This window comes from Streptomyces sp. NPDC033178, assembly GCF_055577685.1.
In genome coordinates this window covers 317,178-334,727 of record NZ_JBVIPT010000002.1, presented here as the reverse complement: position 1 = coordinate 334,727, position 17,550 = coordinate 317,178, and the positions used below count along the sequence as shown (strand labels likewise).

The 17,550-nt window shown below is 69.7% G+C and carries 12 protein-coding genes and 1 pseudogene; 11 read left to right on the top strand and 2 right to left on the bottom strand.

Annotated features, from left to right (window positions below; all coding sequences use genetic code 11):
• Positions 1–93: 93 nt before the first annotated feature.
• Complete coding sequence (locus ACZ5VQ_RS05415; RefSeq protein ID WP_469103785.1) at positions 94–789, bottom strand: DUF1707 SHOCT-like domain-containing protein; 696 nt, start codon at positions 787–789, stop codon at positions 94–96.
• A 156-nt stretch (positions 790–945) separates the two neighbouring features.
• Between ACZ5VQ_RS05415 and ACZ5VQ_RS05410 the strand changes: the two genes are divergently transcribed.
• The 5 genes from ACZ5VQ_RS05410 (at position 946) to ACZ5VQ_RS05390 (ending at position 9,245) form a co-directional block, all read left to right on the top strand.
• Positions 946–2,613, top strand: a complete 1,668-nt coding sequence (locus ACZ5VQ_RS05410; protein ID WP_469103784.1) for a fumarate hydratase — start codon at positions 946–948, stop codon at positions 2,611–2,613.
• Between the two features lie 224 nt (positions 2,614–2,837).
• Positions 2,838–4,223: a class II fumarate hydratase gene (locus tag ACZ5VQ_RS05405; RefSeq protein ID WP_469103783.1), complete on the top strand. Its 1,386-nt coding sequence runs from the start codon at positions 2,838–2,840 to the stop codon at positions 4,221–4,223.
• Positions 4,224–4,296: 73 nt separating this feature from the next.
• Positions 4,297–4,989 carry a cytidylyl-2-hydroxypropylphosphonate hydrolase gene (gene fomD, locus ACZ5VQ_RS05400; RefSeq protein WP_398887742.1) on the top strand — a complete coding sequence of 231 codons (693 nt, stop codon included), beginning with the start codon at positions 4,297–4,299 and terminating at the stop codon, positions 4,987–4,989.
• A gap of 366 nt (positions 4,990–5,355) precedes the next feature.
• Entirely contained in the window at positions 5,356–7,566 is a 2,211-nt protein-coding gene (locus ACZ5VQ_RS05395) for an ATP-binding SpoIIE family protein phosphatase (RefSeq protein ID WP_469103782.1), read from the top strand.
• Positions 7,567–7,781: 215 nt separating this feature from the next.
• Positions 7,782–9,245 (top strand): catalase, encoded by a 1,464-nt coding sequence (locus tag ACZ5VQ_RS05390; protein ID WP_469103781.1) that lies wholly within the window; start codon positions 7,782–7,784, stop codon positions 9,243–9,245.
• Between the two features lie 135 nt (positions 9,246–9,380).
• Here the strand turns inward: ACZ5VQ_RS05390 and ACZ5VQ_RS05385 are convergent, their stop codons facing one another.
• Positions 9,381–11,741, bottom strand: a complete 2,361-nt coding sequence (locus ACZ5VQ_RS05385) for a transglycosylase domain-containing protein (RefSeq protein ID WP_469103780.1) — start codon at positions 11,739–11,741, stop codon at positions 9,381–9,383.
• A 284-nt stretch (positions 11,742–12,025) separates the two neighbouring features.
• Here ACZ5VQ_RS05385 and ACZ5VQ_RS05380 point away from each other — a divergent pair.
• The 6 genes and pseudogenes from ACZ5VQ_RS05380 to ACZ5VQ_RS05355 all read left to right on the top strand — a co-directional run.
• A pseudogene (locus ACZ5VQ_RS05380) lies at positions 12,026–12,280 on the top strand (SPFH domain-containing protein); the annotation flags it as partial.
• A gap of 125 nt (positions 12,281–12,405) precedes the next feature.
• Positions 12,406–12,657, top strand: a complete 252-nt coding sequence (locus ACZ5VQ_RS05375) for a type II toxin-antitoxin system antitoxin (protein WP_055614401.1) — start codon at positions 12,406–12,408, stop codon at positions 12,655–12,657.
• 314 nt (positions 12,658–12,971) lie between these two features.
• Entirely contained in the window at positions 12,972–13,496 is a 525-nt protein-coding gene (locus ACZ5VQ_RS05370; RefSeq protein WP_143636691.1) for a PadR family transcriptional regulator, read from the top strand.
• The gene (locus ACZ5VQ_RS05365; RefSeq protein ID WP_362088310.1) at positions 13,493–14,179 is read left to right on the top strand and encodes an ABC transporter ATP-binding protein; all 687 of its coding nucleotides are present in this window, start codon (positions 13,493–13,495) and stop codon (positions 14,177–14,179) included. Before ACZ5VQ_RS05370 ends, ACZ5VQ_RS05365 begins: the two co-directional genes overlap by 4 nt.
• Positions 14,176–16,509: an ABC transporter permease gene (locus tag ACZ5VQ_RS05360; protein ID WP_469103779.1), complete on the top strand. Its 2,334-nt coding sequence runs from the start codon at positions 14,176–14,178 to the stop codon at positions 16,507–16,509. The genes ACZ5VQ_RS05365 and ACZ5VQ_RS05360 overlap by 4 nt, the downstream gene beginning before the upstream one ends.
• 243 nt (positions 16,510–16,752) lie before the next feature.
• Entirely contained in the window at positions 16,753–17,286 is a 534-nt protein-coding gene (locus tag ACZ5VQ_RS05355) for an alkyl hydroperoxide reductase (RefSeq protein ID WP_469103778.1), read from the top strand.
• Positions 17,287–17,550: the final 264 nt, after the last annotated feature.

Genomic DNA, 17,550 nt, shown 5'->3' with positions numbered 1-17,550 from the left:
ATGCACTCAGTTCCGAAGCGCGGGAGATCCCGACCGGCACTGGACCGTCACTACTGGACCAATACCCTCCGCTCGCCGCGAAATTCGCGACCGTCAATGCCCGAGGTGTTTGCGCAACTTGGCGTTCACCCGGTCCCCGACCCGGTCGAGGATGTCCTCGATCAGCTTGCCCCGCTTGGGTTTTGCCTCGATATTTCCCAGTACGGCCAGTCCGTCCACGTACACCACGGGTGCGTCGTGGTCGGCCGAATCGAGCGTGTCCACCTCGTAGTTGCCGAGGACCCCGCCGCCGTTGCCGCGCAACGACACGTTCTCCGGGACGCGGATCTCGACGTTGCCGAAGACCGCTATCGCCTTGATCACGACCTGCTGGTGCTCGAAGACCGCCTCGCTGAGGTCTATCTCGACGCTGCCGAAGATCGCGTACGCGTGCGTGCGGCGGCCGATGCGCCAGCGGCCCTTGCGGACGGCCGCGCTGAACACCGCCACCACGTTCTCCTCGGCGACCGGGGGGACCGTGCCCGGGGTGGGGCGGTTCGGCGCCGGGGCGAACGTCGCCGCCGGGCGGGACCGGTGGGCCACCGGCAGGTCCGCCACGAGGGGCTCCAGCTCGCCGACGGTCTTCGCGCGGAAGACGTCCTCGACCCGCTCGGAGTGCTCCTCCGCGGTGAGGCGGCCCTCGGCGAGGGCCTCGCGCAGGATGTCCGCCGTCCGGTCGCGGTCGGCGTCGGACGCCCGGAGGTCGGTCTGCTTCCGAAGGTCGGGTGCGGTGCGCTTCTCTAGGTCCACGACAGCAGCGTACCCAAACGCGATAGATCGCGACTAGGGGGTGTGGACGGCGAACTGAGCCTTACCTCACAAGCTCGGTGTCGGCAGCAGGTTCTACGCTGGTGGGCGCCCGCCAATGGAGGCCGGCCGCTGTCTGTCGATGAAGGAATGGGCGAGATGCCTGAGTTCGCGTACACCGATCTGCTCCCCCAGGGAGAGGACACCACCCCCTACCGGCTGGTGACCTCCGAGGGTGTCTCCACCTTCGAGGCCGACGGGCGCACGTTCCTCAAGGTGGAGCCGGAGGCTCTGCGCAAGCTCGCCGCCGAGGCCATCCACGACATCCAGCACTATCTGCGGCCGGCGCACCTCGCCCAGCTGCGGCGCATCATCGACGACCCCGAGGCGTCGAGCAACGACAAGTTCGTCGCGCTGGACCTCCTGAAGAACGCGAACATCGCCGCCGCGGGCGTGCTGCCCATGTGCCAGGACACGGGCACGGCGATCGTCATGGGCAAACGCGGGCAGAACGTGCTCACCGAGGGCGGCGACGAGGCCGCGCTGAGCCGCGGCATCTACGACGCCTATCTGAACCTCAACCTGCGGTACTCGCAGATGGCCCCGCTCACCATGTGGGACGAGAAGAACACCGGGTCGAACCTGCCGGCCCAGATCGAGCTGTACGCGACCGACGGCGGCGCCTACAAGTTCCTCTTCATGGCCAAGGGCGGCGGCTCGGCCAACAAGTCGTTCCTGTACCAGGAGACGAAGGCCGTTCTGAACGAGTCCTCCATGATGAAGTTCCTGGAGGAGAAGATCCGCTCCCTGGGGACCGCGGCCTGCCCGCCGTACCACCTGGCGATCGTCGTCGGCGGTACGAGCGCGGAGTACGCCCTGAAGACCGCGAAGTACGCCTCCGCGCACTACCTGGACGAGATCCCGGCCGAGGGCTCCGAGCTCGGGCACGGCTTCCGGGACAAGGAGCTGGAGGAGAAGGTATTCGAGCTGACGCAGCGGATCGGGATCGGCGCGCAGTTCGGCGGCAAGTACTTCTGCCACGACGTGCGTGTGGTGCGGCTGCCGCGGCACGGGGCGTCTTGCCCGGTCGCCATCGCCGTCTCCTGCTCCGCCGACCGGCAGGCCGTCGCGAAGATCACCGCCGAGGGCGTCTTCCTGGAGCAGCTGGAGACGGACCCGGCGCGATTCCTCCCCGAGACGACGGAGGAGCACCTCGACGAGGCGTCGGACGTCGTCGAGATCGACCTGAACCAGCCCATGGACGACATCCTCGCCGAGCTCACCAAGTTCCCGGTGAAGACCCGGCTGTCCCTCTCCGGGCCGCTCGTCGTGGCGCGGGACATCGCGCACGCCAAGATCAAGGAGCGGCTGGACGCGGGCGAGGAGATGCCGCAGTACCTCAAGGACCACCCCGTGTACTACGCGGGGCCCGCCAAGACCCCCGAGGGGTACGCGTCCGGGTCGTTCGGGCCCACCACGGCCGGGCGGATGGACTCGTACGTGGAGCAGTTCCAGGCGGCGGGGGGTTCCAAGGTGATGTTGGCCAAGGGGAATCGGTCTCAGCAGGTCACTGACGCGTGTGGGTCCCACGGGGGCTTTTATCTCGGGTCCATTGGTGGGCCCGCGGCCCGGCTTGCGCAGGACTGCATCAAGAAGGTCGAGGTCGTCGAGTACGAGGAGCTCGGGATGGAGGCCGTGTGGAAGATCGAGGTGGAGGACTTCCCGGCGTTCATCGTCGTCGACGACAAGGGCAACGACTTCTTCAAGGACCCGGCGCCGGCGCCGACGTTCACGTCGATCCCGGTGCGGGGGCCTGGGCTGGGTTAGCCGGTCGGTAGCGACAGGGCCCTTTTCGCCCCCGCCGCCCCTACCCATTCCCGTCCCTTTCCGGGGGCTCCGCCCCCAGACCCCCGTATCGCGCTGAACGCGCTCGTCCTCAAACGCCGGACGGGCTGAAAATCAGCCCCTCCGGCGTTTGAGGAGCGGGGGTTCGGGGGCGGAGCCCCCGAGGGACGGGAATGGGTAGGGGCGGCGGGGGCGATGTACCTGTTATGAGCGACTACCGCATCGAACACGACTCCATGGGCGAGGTCCGCGTCCCCGCGGACGCGAAATGGCGGGCGCAGACCCAGCGTGCCGTCGAGAACTTCCCCATCTCCGGGCAGCGGATCGAGCGCGCGCACATCGAGGCCCTCGCCAGGATCAAGGCGGCCGCGGCCAAGGTGAACGCCGGGCTCGGGGTCCTGGACAAGGACGTCTCGGAGGCCATCCAGGAGGCGGCCGCGGAGGTCGTGGGCGGTAAGTGGGACGACCACTTCCCCGTGGACGTTTTTCAGACAGGCTCGGGGACCTCGTCCAACATGAACACGAACGAGGTCATCGCCACGCTGGCGACGGAACGGCTCGGCAGGGACGTACACCCGAACGACCATGTGAACGCCTCGCAGTCCAGCAACGACGTCTTCCCCTCGTCCATCCACATCGCCGCGACCGCCGCCGTCACCCGCGATCTCGTCCCCGCCCTGGAGCACCTCGCGGACGCGCTCACCCGCAAGTCCGAGGAGTTCGCCGACGTCGTGAAGTCCGGGCGTACGCATCTGATGGACGCGACGCCGGTGACGCTCGGGCAGGAGTTCGGCGGGTACGCCGCCCAGGTGCGGTACGGGGTCGAGCGGCTTCAGGCCTCCCTGCCGCGGCTCGCCGAGCTGCCCCTCGGGGGGACCGCTGTCGGGACCGGGATCAATACCCCGGCAGGGTTCTCCGCCGCCGTGATCGCCGAAGTCGCGCGGAGCACCGGGTTGCCGCTCACCGAGGCGCGCGACCACTTCGAGGCGCAGGGGGCGCGGGACGGGATCGTCGAGACCAGTGGGCAGCTGCGGACCATCGCGGTCGGGCTGACGAAGATCGCGAACGACCTTCGGTGGATGGCCTCCGGGCCCCGCACCGGTCTGGCCGAGATCAGCCTTCCCGACCTCCAGCCCGGTTCGTCGATCATGCCCGGCAAGGTGAATCCGGTCATTCCCGAGGCCGTACTGATGGTCGCCGCGCAGGTGACCGGGAACGACGCGACGATCGCCACCGCCGGAGCCTCCGGGAACTTCGAGCTCAACGTGATGCTGCCGGTCATCGCCAGGAACGTACTGGAGTCGATCCGGCTCCTGGCGAACGTCTCACGGCTGCTCGCCGACCGGACCGTCGACGGGATCACCGCCGACCGCGAGCGGGCCCGCGAGTACGCCGAGTCGTCGCCGTCGGTCGTGACGCCGCTGAACAAGTACATCGGGTACGAGGAGGCCGCGAAGGTCGCCAAGAAGGCGCTCGCCGAGCGGAAGACCATCCGTGAGGTCGTCCTGGAGTCGGGCTACGTCGAGCGTGGCGACCTCACCCGGGAGCAGCTGGACGAGGCCCTGGATGTCCTGCGGATGACGCGCCCGTAACGTCATCCGGCCCGGCGCGCGAACCGTGACGCGCGCCGCAGCGTCGTATGCCATGGGCACCTAATATCTGTTCATGGCAGAGGGTGGAGCGGTGACACACGTGGAAGCGGGCGGGTCGGCGGCGTACTGGAACCCCGGGAGTCGGATCCTGTGGCGTTACCGGGAGAACGCCGGCGAGCGCTTCCACATCGTGCGCCCCGTGACCGTCGTGCGGGACGACGAGGAGCTGCTCGCCGTGTGGCTGGCCCCGGGGACGGAGTGTGTGAAGCCCGTCCTCGCCGACGGCACGCCCGTGCACGTGGAGCCGCTGGAGTCCCGTTACACCAAGCCCAGGACCGTGCAGCGCGGTCACTGGTTCGGCACGGGTGTGCTGAAGCTGGCGCGGCCCGGTGAGCCGTGGTCGGTGTGGCTGTTCTGGGAGCCGGGCTGGCAGTTCAAGAACTGGTACGTCAACTTGGAGGAACCGCTGGCCAGATGGGCCGGCGGGGTGGACTCCGAGGACCACTTCCTCGACATCTCGGTGAACCCGGACCGGACTTGGGACTGGCGCGACGAGGACGAGTTCGCGCAGGCCCAGCGGGACGGCCTGATGGACGCCCGACTGGCCGCGCGGGTGCGGGAGGCCGGCCGGGCCGCGGTGGAGGTGATCCGCGCCTGGGGCCCGCCGTTGTCGGACGGCTGGCAGCACTGGCGCCCGGATCCGTCCTGGTCCGTACCGTCGCTGCCGGACGACTGGGATCGTACGCCCGCGCACGTGTCCACGTGAGACCCTTGATGTGCCCCCGTGGTAGAACCGTAGGATCGTCCTCCGCAACGAACAGTCACGGTCGGTGCGCAGCACCGTCGTTGAGGAGTGGTGGTCGGGTGGCGGGCGGGCGCGAGGCGACAACTCCCGGAGCACACGCTGGGCTTGACCGAACGTCACCGAGGGGCGGCAGGACGTGAGCGAGGGGTACGAGGGCCACAGCGGTACGGTCCGGAGACGGCCGGACGGGCTGTTCCCGCCGGTGCCCGACGGTCCCTCTTCTGAGAGGCTGTCTGACCACGCGGTGATTCCGTTCCTGGGGCACGCATTCCGGGTATCGGGATTTCTGCGGGACGAACTGCACGCACGGCGCGCAGCACCGGACGGATGGATTCGACACGCGTGACGGAGCACCCCACCTCCCACGAGCGCCGCCAGCCAAGCGCTGCCCGGCCCACCGCCCCCGCGGACCCCCGCGGGGCGCTTCTGCGTACCCCGGAGCCGCCGGCGCAGGGTTCCACCGGTTTACCCGCACAGGGACGGCCGGCCGAGGCCCCCGTCCCGCCCGGGACCCCGGGTGCGCCCGCTTCCGACGGCCAGGGCCCGAGCGGCTCCCCCACGCCCTCGGGCGCCCTCGCCGCCGCCACGGGCACGCCCGCCGCGTCCGGGACCCCGGCCGGCAGCCAGGGCCCGCCCGCGCCCTCCGGCGGTCACGGCCCGACCGACGCTCCCACCGGCTCGGGATCCGAGCATTCCCAGCCGTCCGTGACCGAGCCCGACCCGCACCGCCCGCGGCCCGCTCCCGAGGCCATCCCGGCCCAGTCGGGTGCCGAGGCGGCCGCGGTCCAGAGCGGCAAGGAGCGGCGTACGGGACAGGGGCCCGCGCCTGGCACCCCCATGCCCATGCGCCGGGACGGCGACCGGCTGCGCTTCGTGGGGGCCGCCACCCGGCGGATCGCCCGCGGCATCGACCTCGACGAGATCGTGATGGGCCTGTGCCGGGCCACCGTGCCGACCTTCTCGGACGCGATCCTCGTCTATCTGCGCGACCCGCTGCCCGTCGGCGACGAACGGCCCACCGGGCCCGTCGTGCTGCGGCTGCGGCGCACGGACCGGATCCCCGAGGACCGGGACACCGAGGGCTTCCTGCTGCCCGCGCTCCAGCCCGAGCCCGACCTCGGGATCACCGCCGAGCTGTGCACCGTACGACCGGGTGGCGCGCTGAACGAGGTGCTGCGCGGGGTGCGGCCCGTCTTCGCGGACGCGCCCGCCGCTCGGGCCGCGCTGCCCGAGCTGATCGGCGAGGACCTGACCGTGCCCGGCGGCCAGCGGGCGATCCTCGCCCCGCTGCGGGGCCGACGCCGCGTGATCGGCGCCGCGCTGTTCCTGCGCCGCCCGGACCGGCCCGCGTTCGAGACCGACGATCTGCTCGTCGCGGCCCAGCTCGCCACGCACAGCGCGCTGGGCATCGACAAGGCCGTGCTGTACGGACGCGAGGCGTACATCGCGGACGAGCTGCAGCGCACGATGCTGCCCGAGACGCTGCCCCGGCCGACCGGCGTGCGGCTGGCGTCCCGCTATCTGCCTGCCGCCGAGACCGCCCGGGTCGGCGGCGACTGGTACGACGCGATCCCGCTGCCCGGCAGCCGGGTCGCCCTCGTCGTCGGTGACGTCATGGGCCACTCCATGACCTCGGCCGCGATCATGGGCCAGCTGCGGACGACCGCGCAGACGCTCGCCGGGCTCGACCTGCCCCCGCAGGAGGTCCTGCACCACCTGGACGAGCAGGCCCAGCGCCTGGGCACCGACCGCATGGCGACCTGCCTGTACGCGGTGTACGACCCGGTCGCGCACCGGATCACCATCGCCAACGCCGGCCATCCGCCGCCCGTCCTTCTCCACCTGGGCGGCCGGGCCGAGGTCCTGCGCGTACCGCCGGGCGCCCCGATCGGCGTGGGCGGGGTGGACTTCGAGGCGGTCGAGCTGGACGCGCCCGCCGGCGCCACCCTGCTGCTCTACACCGACGGTCTGGTCGAGTCGCGACTGCGTGACGTGTGGACCGGTATAGAACAGTTGCGCGAGAAGCTCGCCGCCACCGCGCAGCTGACCGGCGCCGACCATCCGCCGCCCCTTGAGGCGCTGTGCGACGAGGTGCTCGACATGCTCGGCCCGGGCGACCGGGACGACGACATCGCGCTGCTCGCCGCCCGCTTCGACGGAATCGCGCCGAGCGACGTCGCGTTCTGGCATCTGGACCCCGAGGACGCCGCGCCCGGCCGGGCCCGCCGACTGGCCCGAAAGGCGCTCTCCCGCTGGGGCCTGGAGGAGCTCACGGACTCCCTGGAGCTGCTCGTCAGCGAGGTCGTGACGAACGCCGTGCGCTACACGTCACGGCCGGTCACGCTGCGTCTGCTCCGTACGGACGTGCTGCGCTGCGAGGTCGGCGACGACGTGCCGCAGTTGCCGCGGCTGCGGCAGGCGCGGGCCACGGACGAGGGCGGCCGCGGGCTCTACCTGGTGAACAAGCTGGCCAGGCGGTGGGGCGCGACCCGGCTCAGCACGGGAAAGGTGGTCTGGTTCGAGCTGAACCACGGCTGAGTCGAACCTTGGATGAGTCGGACCATGGATGAGTCCAATCATGGCTGAGTCGATCCCTGATCGAGGGGTACCCACGGGAGACGCCCCCCGGCAGCCAGGTGAGACCCGAACCGGTATTGGACCGCGTCCAAATGTTGCCGACATCCCGTCGGCGGAGTTGACTGCTGGGGTGGCCGAAGCGACCTAACGACTCTCTTCTTGACGGGAGGACGCTCGTGACGCACACACCCCAGAAGGCTCCGTACACCACGAACAACGTCGGGATTCCGGTGGAGAGCGACGAACACTCGCTCACCGTCGGTCCTGACGGCCCGATCCTGCTCCAGGACCACTACCTCATCGAGAAGATGGCCCAGTTCAACCGGGAGCGGGTCCCCGAGCGGGTGGTGCACGCCAAGGGCAGTGGCGCGTACGGATTCTTCGAAGTCACCAATGACGTCAGCCAGTTCACCAAGGCCGATCTGTTCCAGCCCGGGAAGCGCACGGAGATGCTGGCGCGCTTCTCGACCGTCGCCGGCGAGCAGGGCTCGCCCGACACCTGGCGCGACCCCCGCGGTTTCGCGCTCAAGTTCTACACCGAGCATGGCAACTACGACCTGGTGGGCAACAACACCCCGGTCTTCTTCGTCCGTGACACGATCAAGTTCCAGGACTTCATCCGCTCGCAGAAGCGCCACCCGGTGACCGGGCTGCGCAGCAACGACATGCAGTGGGACTTCTGGACGCTCTCGCCCGAGTCGGCACACCAGGTGACCTGGCTGATGGGCGACCGCGGCATCCCGAAGACGTACCGCCACATGAACGGCTACTCGTCCCACACCTACATGTGGATCAACGGCGCCGGTGAGCGGTTCTGGGTGAAGTACCACTTCAAGACCGACCAGGGCATCGACTACCTCACGCAGGACGAGGCCGACGAGCTGGCCGGTTCGGACGCGGACAAGCACCGCCGTGACCTGTACGAGTCGATCGAGTCCGGGAACGCGCCGAGCTGGACGCTCAAGGTCCAGATCATGCCGTTCGAGGACGCGGCGGACTACCGCTTCAACCCGTTCGACCTGACGAAGGTCTGGCCGCACGGCGACTACCCGCTGATCGACGTCGGCCGGATGACCCTCGACAGGAACCCCGAGGACTACTTCGTCCACATCGAGCAGGCCGCCTTCGAGCCGTCCAACCTGGTGCCGGGCATCGGCCCCTCACCGGACAAGATGCTGCTGGGCCGGCTGTTCTCGTACCCGGACACCCACCGGTACCGGATCGGCCCCAACTACGCGCAGCTGCCGCCCAACCGGCCGCACGCTCCGGTCAACTCGTACGCCAAGGACGGCCCGATGCGGTACGTGCCGTCGAACGCGGCCCGTCCGTACGCGCCCAACTCCTACGGCGGTCCCGCGGCCGACTACGGGCAGTTCGGCGACCCGGCGAGCTGGCAGACCGCCGGCGAGCTGGTGCGCGAGGCGACCGTGCGGCACCGTGAGGACGACGACTGGGGGCAGGCGGGGACGATGGTCCGGCAGGTCCTCGACGACGCCGCCCGGGACCGGCTCGTGTCGAACGTCAGCGGGCATCTGCAGGCCGATGTGTCCCGGCCCGTGCTGGAGCGTGCGCTGCAGTACTGGCGGAACATCGACAAGGAGATCGGTGACCGGATCGCCCATTCGGTCAACGGGGACTGAGCGGTTCCGGTCGACAGGGACCGAACGGCGTTCCTGAGCTGTCGGCGGCGAACCGCGGGCCGATCGTGGCTGGTCGCGCGGTTCGCGAGGAAGGCGCGCCCCCTAGTGGGGGCGCGCCTTCCTGGTAGTCGCCGGTTACGGATCCGACTGTGGGTCGTCCGGGTCCGTCGGTAGTTCTATGCCGTCCGGTGGCGACGGTGCGCTGGTGGTCGGCGTCGGAGGATCGTCGCTCTCGGTCGGGGTCTCCTCGGGACTGCTCTCCGCCGGCGGACTGGTCGTCGGCGGCTTCGTCGTCGGGTCCTCGGTGGTCGGCTCGTCCGACGGGGTCGTCGGCGGCTGGGTGGCCGTCGGCGTGATCGTCGGCTGGACGGCCGCACCCTGGTCGGTGTCCAGGTCGAACTTGGAGACGCCGCCCATCGCGCCGAAGGTGTACGTCGCCCATATCTGGGCCGGGAAGCCACCGCCGTTGACCCGGCCGCCGCCGGCCGCGCCCTGCAGCGTGACCTGGCTGAACGCCTTGACCTTCACCGGCTTGTCCTTGCCGCACCGGGTGGTGCCCGCCTTGGCCGCCTCGCCGAAGACGCCCACCGAGGTGACGAGCTTGGGCGTGTAGCCGGTGAACCAGGCCGACTTGTTGCAGTCGGACGTACCGGTCTTGCCCGCGACCTGCTGGCCGTCACGGGCCGGGTTGTCGCGTACGGACGTCTTGGCCGTACCGTCGTCGACCACGCCGGTCAGCACCGAGGTGACCGTGTCGGCGGCCTCGCGGCTGATGACCTGGTCGCCGATCGGGTCCGGGAACTTGACCACGCGGTCCTTGTGCTCGACCGACTTCACGAGGGCCGGGGTGACCTTCCTGCCGTGGTTGTCGAGCGTCGCGTAGACGCCCGCCATCTCCAGCGGGCTCGCGCCCATCGTGCCGAGGGTCTGGGCGGGCACCGACTTGGCGCCCTCGACGTCCATGCCGAGGTCGCCCGCGGTCTTCATGACCTGGTCCATGCCGACGTCCACGCCCAGCTGGGCGAACACGGAGTTGATGGACTTGTTCATGGCGGTCTGGACGGTGACGTCTCCGTAGTCGACGTCGTCCTCGTTCGGCGGGGCGAAGCCGACCTTCTTGCCATCGTCGACGACGGGACGCTTGCTGGTGCCGTCGTAGATCGTCTTCGCCGTGACCGGCGTGCCGTCCTGCGTCTCGGCGTCCTTGTCGACGGCCGCGGCCAGGATCAGCGGCTTGAAGGTGGAGGCGGGCTGGTAGTCGCGGCGCGTCGCGTTGTTCGTGTAGTGCTTCACGTAGTCCACGCCGCCGTACATCGCGACGACCCTGCCGGTCTTCGGGTCGACGGACACGGCACCGGCCTGGACGTCGGCGTCGATGGCCCGCTTCTCGGCGTCCAGCTTGCTGGTCAGCTGGCTCCTGACGGCCTTCTCCAGCTGGTCCTGCTTCTTCTTGTCGACGTTCAGGGTGATGGTCCAGCCGCCGGCCTTGACCATGGTCTCGGCCTCGTCCATGTCGGCCGCCGTGCCCTGTGCGACGAGCTGCTTCTTCAACGAGGTGTCGGCGGCCTCCACCAGGTAGCCGGCCTGGCCCTGCAGACCGGGCGCGCCCTTGGGGTCCTTCGGCACGGGGAACTTCAGGCCGTCGCGCTTGGCGGAGCTGAGCCAGCCCTCCTCGACCATGTTGTCCAGGACGTAGTTCCAGCGGGCGGTGACCAGCTTCTTGCTGGTGGGGCTCGCGACCGCCCAGTCGTACTGGCTCGGCGCCTGGAGCAACGCGGCGAGATACGCGCCCTGCGCGACCGAGAGGTCGTTCGCGTCGACGCGGTAGTAGGCCTGCGCCGCGGCCTGGATGCCCCACGCGTTGCGGCCGTAGTAGCTGGTGTTGATGTAGCCCGCGAGGATGTCGTCCTTGGACTCCTGGCGGTCCACCTTCAGGGAGATGACCAGTTCCTTCAGCTTGCGCGTGACGGTCTGGTCCTGCGTCAGGTAGTAGTTCTTGACGTACTGCTGGGTGATCGTCGAACCACCCTGCTTGCCCTTGCCGGAGAGGGTGTTGAGCAGACCGCGGGCGGTGCCCTTGAAGTCGACGCCGGCGTCCTCGTAGAAGGACTTGTTCTCGGCGGCGACGAAGGTCATCCGGACGCCCTTGGAGACCTGGTCCAGGTCGACGAGCTCGCGGTTGACGTCGCCGTCACGGGCGAGCGTATCGCCGTTGCTGTACTTGTAGATGTTGCTCTGCTGGACCGCGGCGGCGTTGCCCTTGGGAACGTCGATCATCAGGTACAGAGCGACGAAGGCCGCCATCCCGAGCAGACAGAGGCCGAAGAACGTACCGAGGAGCTTCTTCCAGGTGAAGAAGCGACGTATGCCACTTTTCGTACCGGCCTTGGTGCCGGTCCCGGCACCACCCCTGGCGCCGGCTCTGGACGAGCGCTTCGGCGCGGCGCGGTGACCACCGCCGCGCTGCCGCGCTCGTCTCTCTTCCGCTCGTCCCATGGGTCCGATCCGCTCCGCTTCCGTCTCTCGTGTCTCACAGGTTCACCGGTCAGGTCAGCTCAGCAAACTAACACCGCGCGTGGGGACATAGGACGGTCGATCCCGTCTTTTGCGGACGTGACAATCAGCACCTGTCACCACCTGTCCCTATGGAACCGACGATTCGGATGAGTAGAAGGTTGCCGTGGCGGGTAAAGTGTTATCACTTAGCTAGCGTGAAGCTAAGGGCTCCCAAAACGAGCCGTAGTACTACGAAACGCCGCACACGGAACGGGGGATCACCCGTGTCCACGCACGACACTCCACACGCCTCCGACGTACCCGAGATGCCCGCACCGCGCGTCCGGGAGTCCGTCGCGCACAGCATCGGCGGCGGGCTCGCGCTGCTGCTCGGGCTCGTCGGACTGCCGGTGGACGCCGGAACGATCGTCGGCGCCACCGCGGTGGACTCCACCGGCGGCAAGGCCGCGCTGATCGTGTCCGGCATCCTGATCGGCCTCGCGGCCTTCATCGCCATGTGCGGTCTGAACATGCTCGCCGCGGTCGTGGTGTGGAAGGTCGAGGACACCTCCGAGCGGAAGGCGGCGATGGTGTCGAACCTGTTGGTGGTCCTGTGCGGCGACCGCGCCCCGCAGTCCGTCCTCAACACGGGGTCCCTCTACCAGTGACCTCACCTTCCGAGGGGGCTTCCCCCCAGCGGCGGCCGCAGCAGCAGCGCAAGCAGGTGCTGTTGCGGCTGGATCCGCTCGTGTACGAGGCGCTTGCGCGGTGGGCCGGCGACGAACTGCGCTCCGCCAACGCGCAGATCGAGTTCCTGCTCCGGAGGGCCCTGGCGGAGACGGGTCGCCTTCCCGGCGGGGCGGGGCCGATCCCCCGCCGTGGCCGGCCTCCCCTTTCCGGGGAGCCCGAGGACTAGACACCCACACCGGGGGCCGCCGGGGCCGAGATGTGCGTGCGGGTGCGCTGTGGCTGATTGCGGAGTTCCCCGCGCCCCTTTTAGGGGCGCGGGGAACTGCGCAATCTTTTAGCGGGGGTTCGGGGGCGAAGCCCCTGAAAAGGGACGGGATGGGTAGGGGCGGCGGGGGCGAAAAAGGGCCGCCGGCGCCCCACCCGTCACCCCAGTAACAGAACCGTGACAATCGAGCCTGACCTGCGGACCCATACGCCTCGAAGGCGGCTATCCACGGTGCGTATACACGCGGTGTATACGCCCTGTGTACAGTGCTCCGCATGTCCATCGGTCACACGCTCCTAGGACTCCTGGAGTCCGGGCCCCGCCACGGTTACGACCTGAAGCGGGCCTTCGACGAGAAGTTCGGTCACGACCGGCCGCTCCACTACGGCCAGGTCTATTCGACGATGTCCCGGCTGCTGAAGAACGGCCTCGTGGAGGTCGACGGGATAGAGGCGGGCGACGGCCCCGAGCGCAAGCGGTACGCGATCACCGAGGCAGGCGTCACCGACGTCCAGCGGTGGCTCGCCACACCGGAGAAGCCGGAGCCGTACCTCCAGTCGACCCTCTACACGAAGGTCGTCCTCGCGCTCCTGACGCACCGCGACGCGTCCGGCATCCTCGACACGCAGCGCGCGGAGCACCTGCGCATGATGCGGATGCTCACCGACCGCAAGCGCAAGGGCGATCTCGCCGACCAGCTGATCTGTGACCACGCACTTTTCCATCTCGAAGCCGACCTGCGCTGGCTGGAACTCACCGCCGCGCGCCTCGGCAAGCTCGCAGAGGCGGTGACTCGATGACCCCCGCAGGCTCCCTGCTCGTGGCCCACGACCTGCGCAAGGCGTACGGCCCCACCAACGCCCTCGACGGCGCCGGGTTCTCCATCCACCCGGGCGAGGTCGTCGCCGTGATGGGCCCCTCGGGCTCCGGCAAGTCGACCCTCCTGCACTGCCTCGCCGGCATCGTGACGCCCGACTCGGGCTCGATCATGTACGGCGGCCAGGAAATGGCGACGATGAACGACGCCCAGCGCAGCGCGCTGCGCCGCTCCCAGTTCGGCTTCGTCTTCCAGTTCGGCCAGCTCGTACCGGAGCTGACCTGCGTCGAGAACGTGGCGCTGCCGCTGCGGCTGAACGGCTCCTCCCGCAAGGAGGCCGAGCGCGCCGCCCTGGCCCGGATGGAGCAGCTGGAGGTCGACGACCTGAAGGCCAAGCGGCCCGGCGAGGTCTCCGGCGGCCAGGGCCAGCGCGTCGCCGTCGCCCGCGCGCTGGTCACCGACCCGCGGGTGCTCTTCGCCGACGAGCCCACCGGCGCCCTCGACTCCCTCAACGGCGAGCGCGTGATGGAGCTGCTCACCGAGGCCGCCCGTTCCGCCAACGCCGCCGTCGTCCTCGTCACGCACGAGGCCCGCGTGGCCGCCTACTCGGACCGCGAGATCGTCGTACGCGACGGCAAGTCCCGGGACATGGAGCGCGTCGTATGAGTGCACGCCAGTGGTCGAAGGACCTGGCCATGGGCGCCAAGTTCGCGTTCACCGGCGGCCGCGAGGGCTGGGTGCGCGTCCTGCTCACGGGCGTGGGCGTCGGTCTCGGCGTGGCGCTGCTGCTGCTCACCACCGCGATACCGAGCGCGATGCAGGCACGGTCCGACCGCGAGTACGCGCGCATGGACAACATGTTCGGCGAGTCCGAGCCGCCCAAGGCCGACAACACCGTGCTCGTGGCGAACGTCGACACCGAGTTCCACAGCCAGGACGTCCGCGGCCGCCAGCTGGAGCCGGAGGGCTTGCGGGCACCGCTGCCGCCGGGGCTGAAGAAGTTCCCCGCGCCGGGCGAGATGGTCGTGTCCCCCGCGCTCAAGGAGCTGCTGGAGTCCAAGGACGCCAAGCTGCTGCGCGAGCGGCTGCCGGACAAGGTCACCGGCACGATCAGTGAGCCGGGCCTCATCGGTTCGGCCGAACTCGCCTTCTACTCGGGCGGCGAGAGCCTGGCCCGGTACGGCGACAGCGCCGGCGTCACGCGCATCAACACCTTCCAGGGGAAGGAGGCGCCCTCCGAGGAGATGGACCCGGTCCTGCTGCTGCTCGTCCTCACGGTCTTCGTGGTGCTGCTGATGCCGGTCGGCGTCTTCATCGCCGCGGCCGTACGCTTCGGCGGCGAGCGGCGCGACCGCCGGCTCGCGGCGCTGCGGCTGGTCGGCGCCGACAGCCGGATGACCCGCCGGATCGCCGCGGGCGAGGCGCTCTCCGGGGCGGTGCTCGGGCTGCTCTTCGGCACCGGCTTCTTCCTGATCACCCGTCAGATCGCAGGCTCTGTCGAGGTCTTCGGCTTCAGTGTCTTCCCGAGCTACCTCAACCCGACGCCCGTACTCGCCGTCCTGATCGCCGTCGCGGTCCCGGCCGCCGCGGTCGCGGTGACGCTGCTCGCCCTGCGCGGTGTGGTCATCGAGCCGCTCGGCGTGGTGCGCACGGCCAGGCCCGCGCGACGCCGCCTGTGGTGGCGGCTGCTGCTGCCGCTGGGCGGTATCGGACTGCTCGTCCCGATGATCGGGAAGGGCACCGAGAACGGGAACTTCAACGAGTACATGGTGACCGGTGGCGTCATCCTGCTCCTCGTCGGCATCACCGCGCTGCTGCCGTGGATCGTGGAGGCCGTCGTGGCCCGGCTGAACTCGGGCTCGGTCTCCTGGCAACTGGCGGTCCGCAGGCTCCAGTTGAGCAGCGGTACGGCGGCCCGCATGGTGAACGGCATCGCGGTGGCGGTGGCCGGCGCGATCGCCCTGCAGATGCTGTTCTCCGGAGTCCAGAGCGACTACACGGAGTCCACCGGCAACGACCTCTCGCGCGCCCAGATGCAGATGTCCGTACCGAGGACCGCCTCACTCGCCGAGGCCCGGCAGAGCCTCTCCGAGACCCGCGGTGTGCGCGACGCCATGGCGCTCTCGGACGGCTGGCTGGGCGAGGGCAGGAAGGACCCCGAGAAGGCCGCGGGGCTGACCGTCGGCGACTGCGCCTCCCTGCGCGAGGTGGCGAAGCTGCCCTCGTGCCGCGAGGGCGATGTCTTCGCCGTGCACGGCGCCGAGTACGACACGGACACCCCGAAGCTCGCCGCAGCCGGCCAGAAGCTCTACATCGACCCCTCCTACAGCGACTCCGAGAAGGGCAAGGAGGTTGCCTGGACGGTGCCGCGGGACATCAAGAAGGCCGGTACGCGCAACGACCCGAAGGGCTGGGAGCGGGGCGGTTTCCTGTTCACCCCGAGCGCGCTGCCCACCGCGGCGGCCTCGACCCTCGACGGGCAGATCTACCTCCAGCTCGACATGGCGGTCCCGGACGTGCGTGAACTCGTACGCAACGCCGCGACGAAGGTGGACCCGCTCGCGAGCCCCTGGTCGTACTCGGCGAGCGAGCGGGACGACACCTTCGGCTCCATCCGCACCGGGCTGTTCGTCGGCGCGGCCTGTGTTCTCGCGCTGATCGGGGCGAGCCTGCTCGTCTCACAGCTGGAGCAGCTGCGCGAGCGCAAGAAGCTCCTGTCGGTCCTCGTCGCCTTCGGCACACGGCGCCGCACACTGAGCCTCTCGGTGCTGTGGCAGACCGCGATCCCGGTCGCCCTCGGCCTGGTCCTCGCCTCGGTGGTGGGCCTCACCCTGGGCGCGGTCCTGCTGAAGATGACGGCCACCAAGGTGACCGTGGACTGGCTGAGCGTCCTGGCCATGACGGGCATCGGCTCGGCGGTCGTCCTCGTGGTGACGGCCCTCAGCGTGCCGCCACTGCTGCGGCTGATGCGCCCGGACGGGCTGCGCACGGAGTAGCGCGCCTGTCGGCACACCCACGGCTGCGCCCCCGAGAGGGAGGGGCGCAGCCGTTGCCGACGTCATCACCCGGCTTGCCCCGACTTGGCGTATTTCACCGGCCTGTTGCTCCATGGCAGTCTTGGCGGCGTCCAACCCGCACGGAAGGCCGCGAAGCGGTCTTTTCCGTCACCCAAGAGGAGCCCCATGCTCGCCGTAGGTGACCGTCCGTCCGCCTTCGAACCGCCGGCCGGTGAGTGAACCATGTCGCTCGACGCGCTGAAGTCCGCGATCCCGGACTACGCCAAGGACCTCCGGCTGAACCTCGGTTCGGTGCTCGGCAAGTCCGAGCTGACGCAGCAGCAGCTGTGGGGGACGGTACTCGTCTGCGCCATCGCCTCCCGGTCCCCCCGTGTCCTCCGCGAACTGGAGGAGGAGGCCAACGCGAGGCTCTCTCCCGAGGCGTACACGGCGGCCAAGTCCGCCGCGGCCGTCATGGCGATGAGCAACGTCTTCTACCGCACGCGGCATCTGCTCTCCGACCCGGCGTACGGGGCCCTGCGGGCCGGTCTCCGTCTGAACGTGATCGGCGACCGGGGTGTGGAGAAGGTCGACTTCGAGTTGTGGTCGCTGGCCGTGTCCGCGATCAATGGGTGCGGGGAGTGTCTCGACTCCCACGAACAGGTGCTCCGCAAGGCCGGGGTCGACCGGGAGACGATCCAGGAGGCGTTCAAGATCGCGGCGGTCGTCCAGGCGGTGGGAGTCACCCTGGACTCGGAGGCGGTGCTGGCGGAGTAGCTCCGCCGGCTTCCCTCATCCGGCCCCGTTCACCTTCACGGTGGGCGGGGCTTCGGACTTTTTTCGCCCCCGCCGCCCCTACCCATTCCCGTCACTTCCTCAGGGGCTCCGCCCCCGAACCCCCGTATCGCGCTGAACGCGCTCGTCCTCAAACGCCGGACGGGCTGAAATTCAGCCCCTCCGGCGTTTGAGGAGCGGGGGTTCGGGGGCTGGCCCCCGAAAAGGGACGGGAATGGGTAGGGGCGGCGGGGGCGAGAAAAAGCG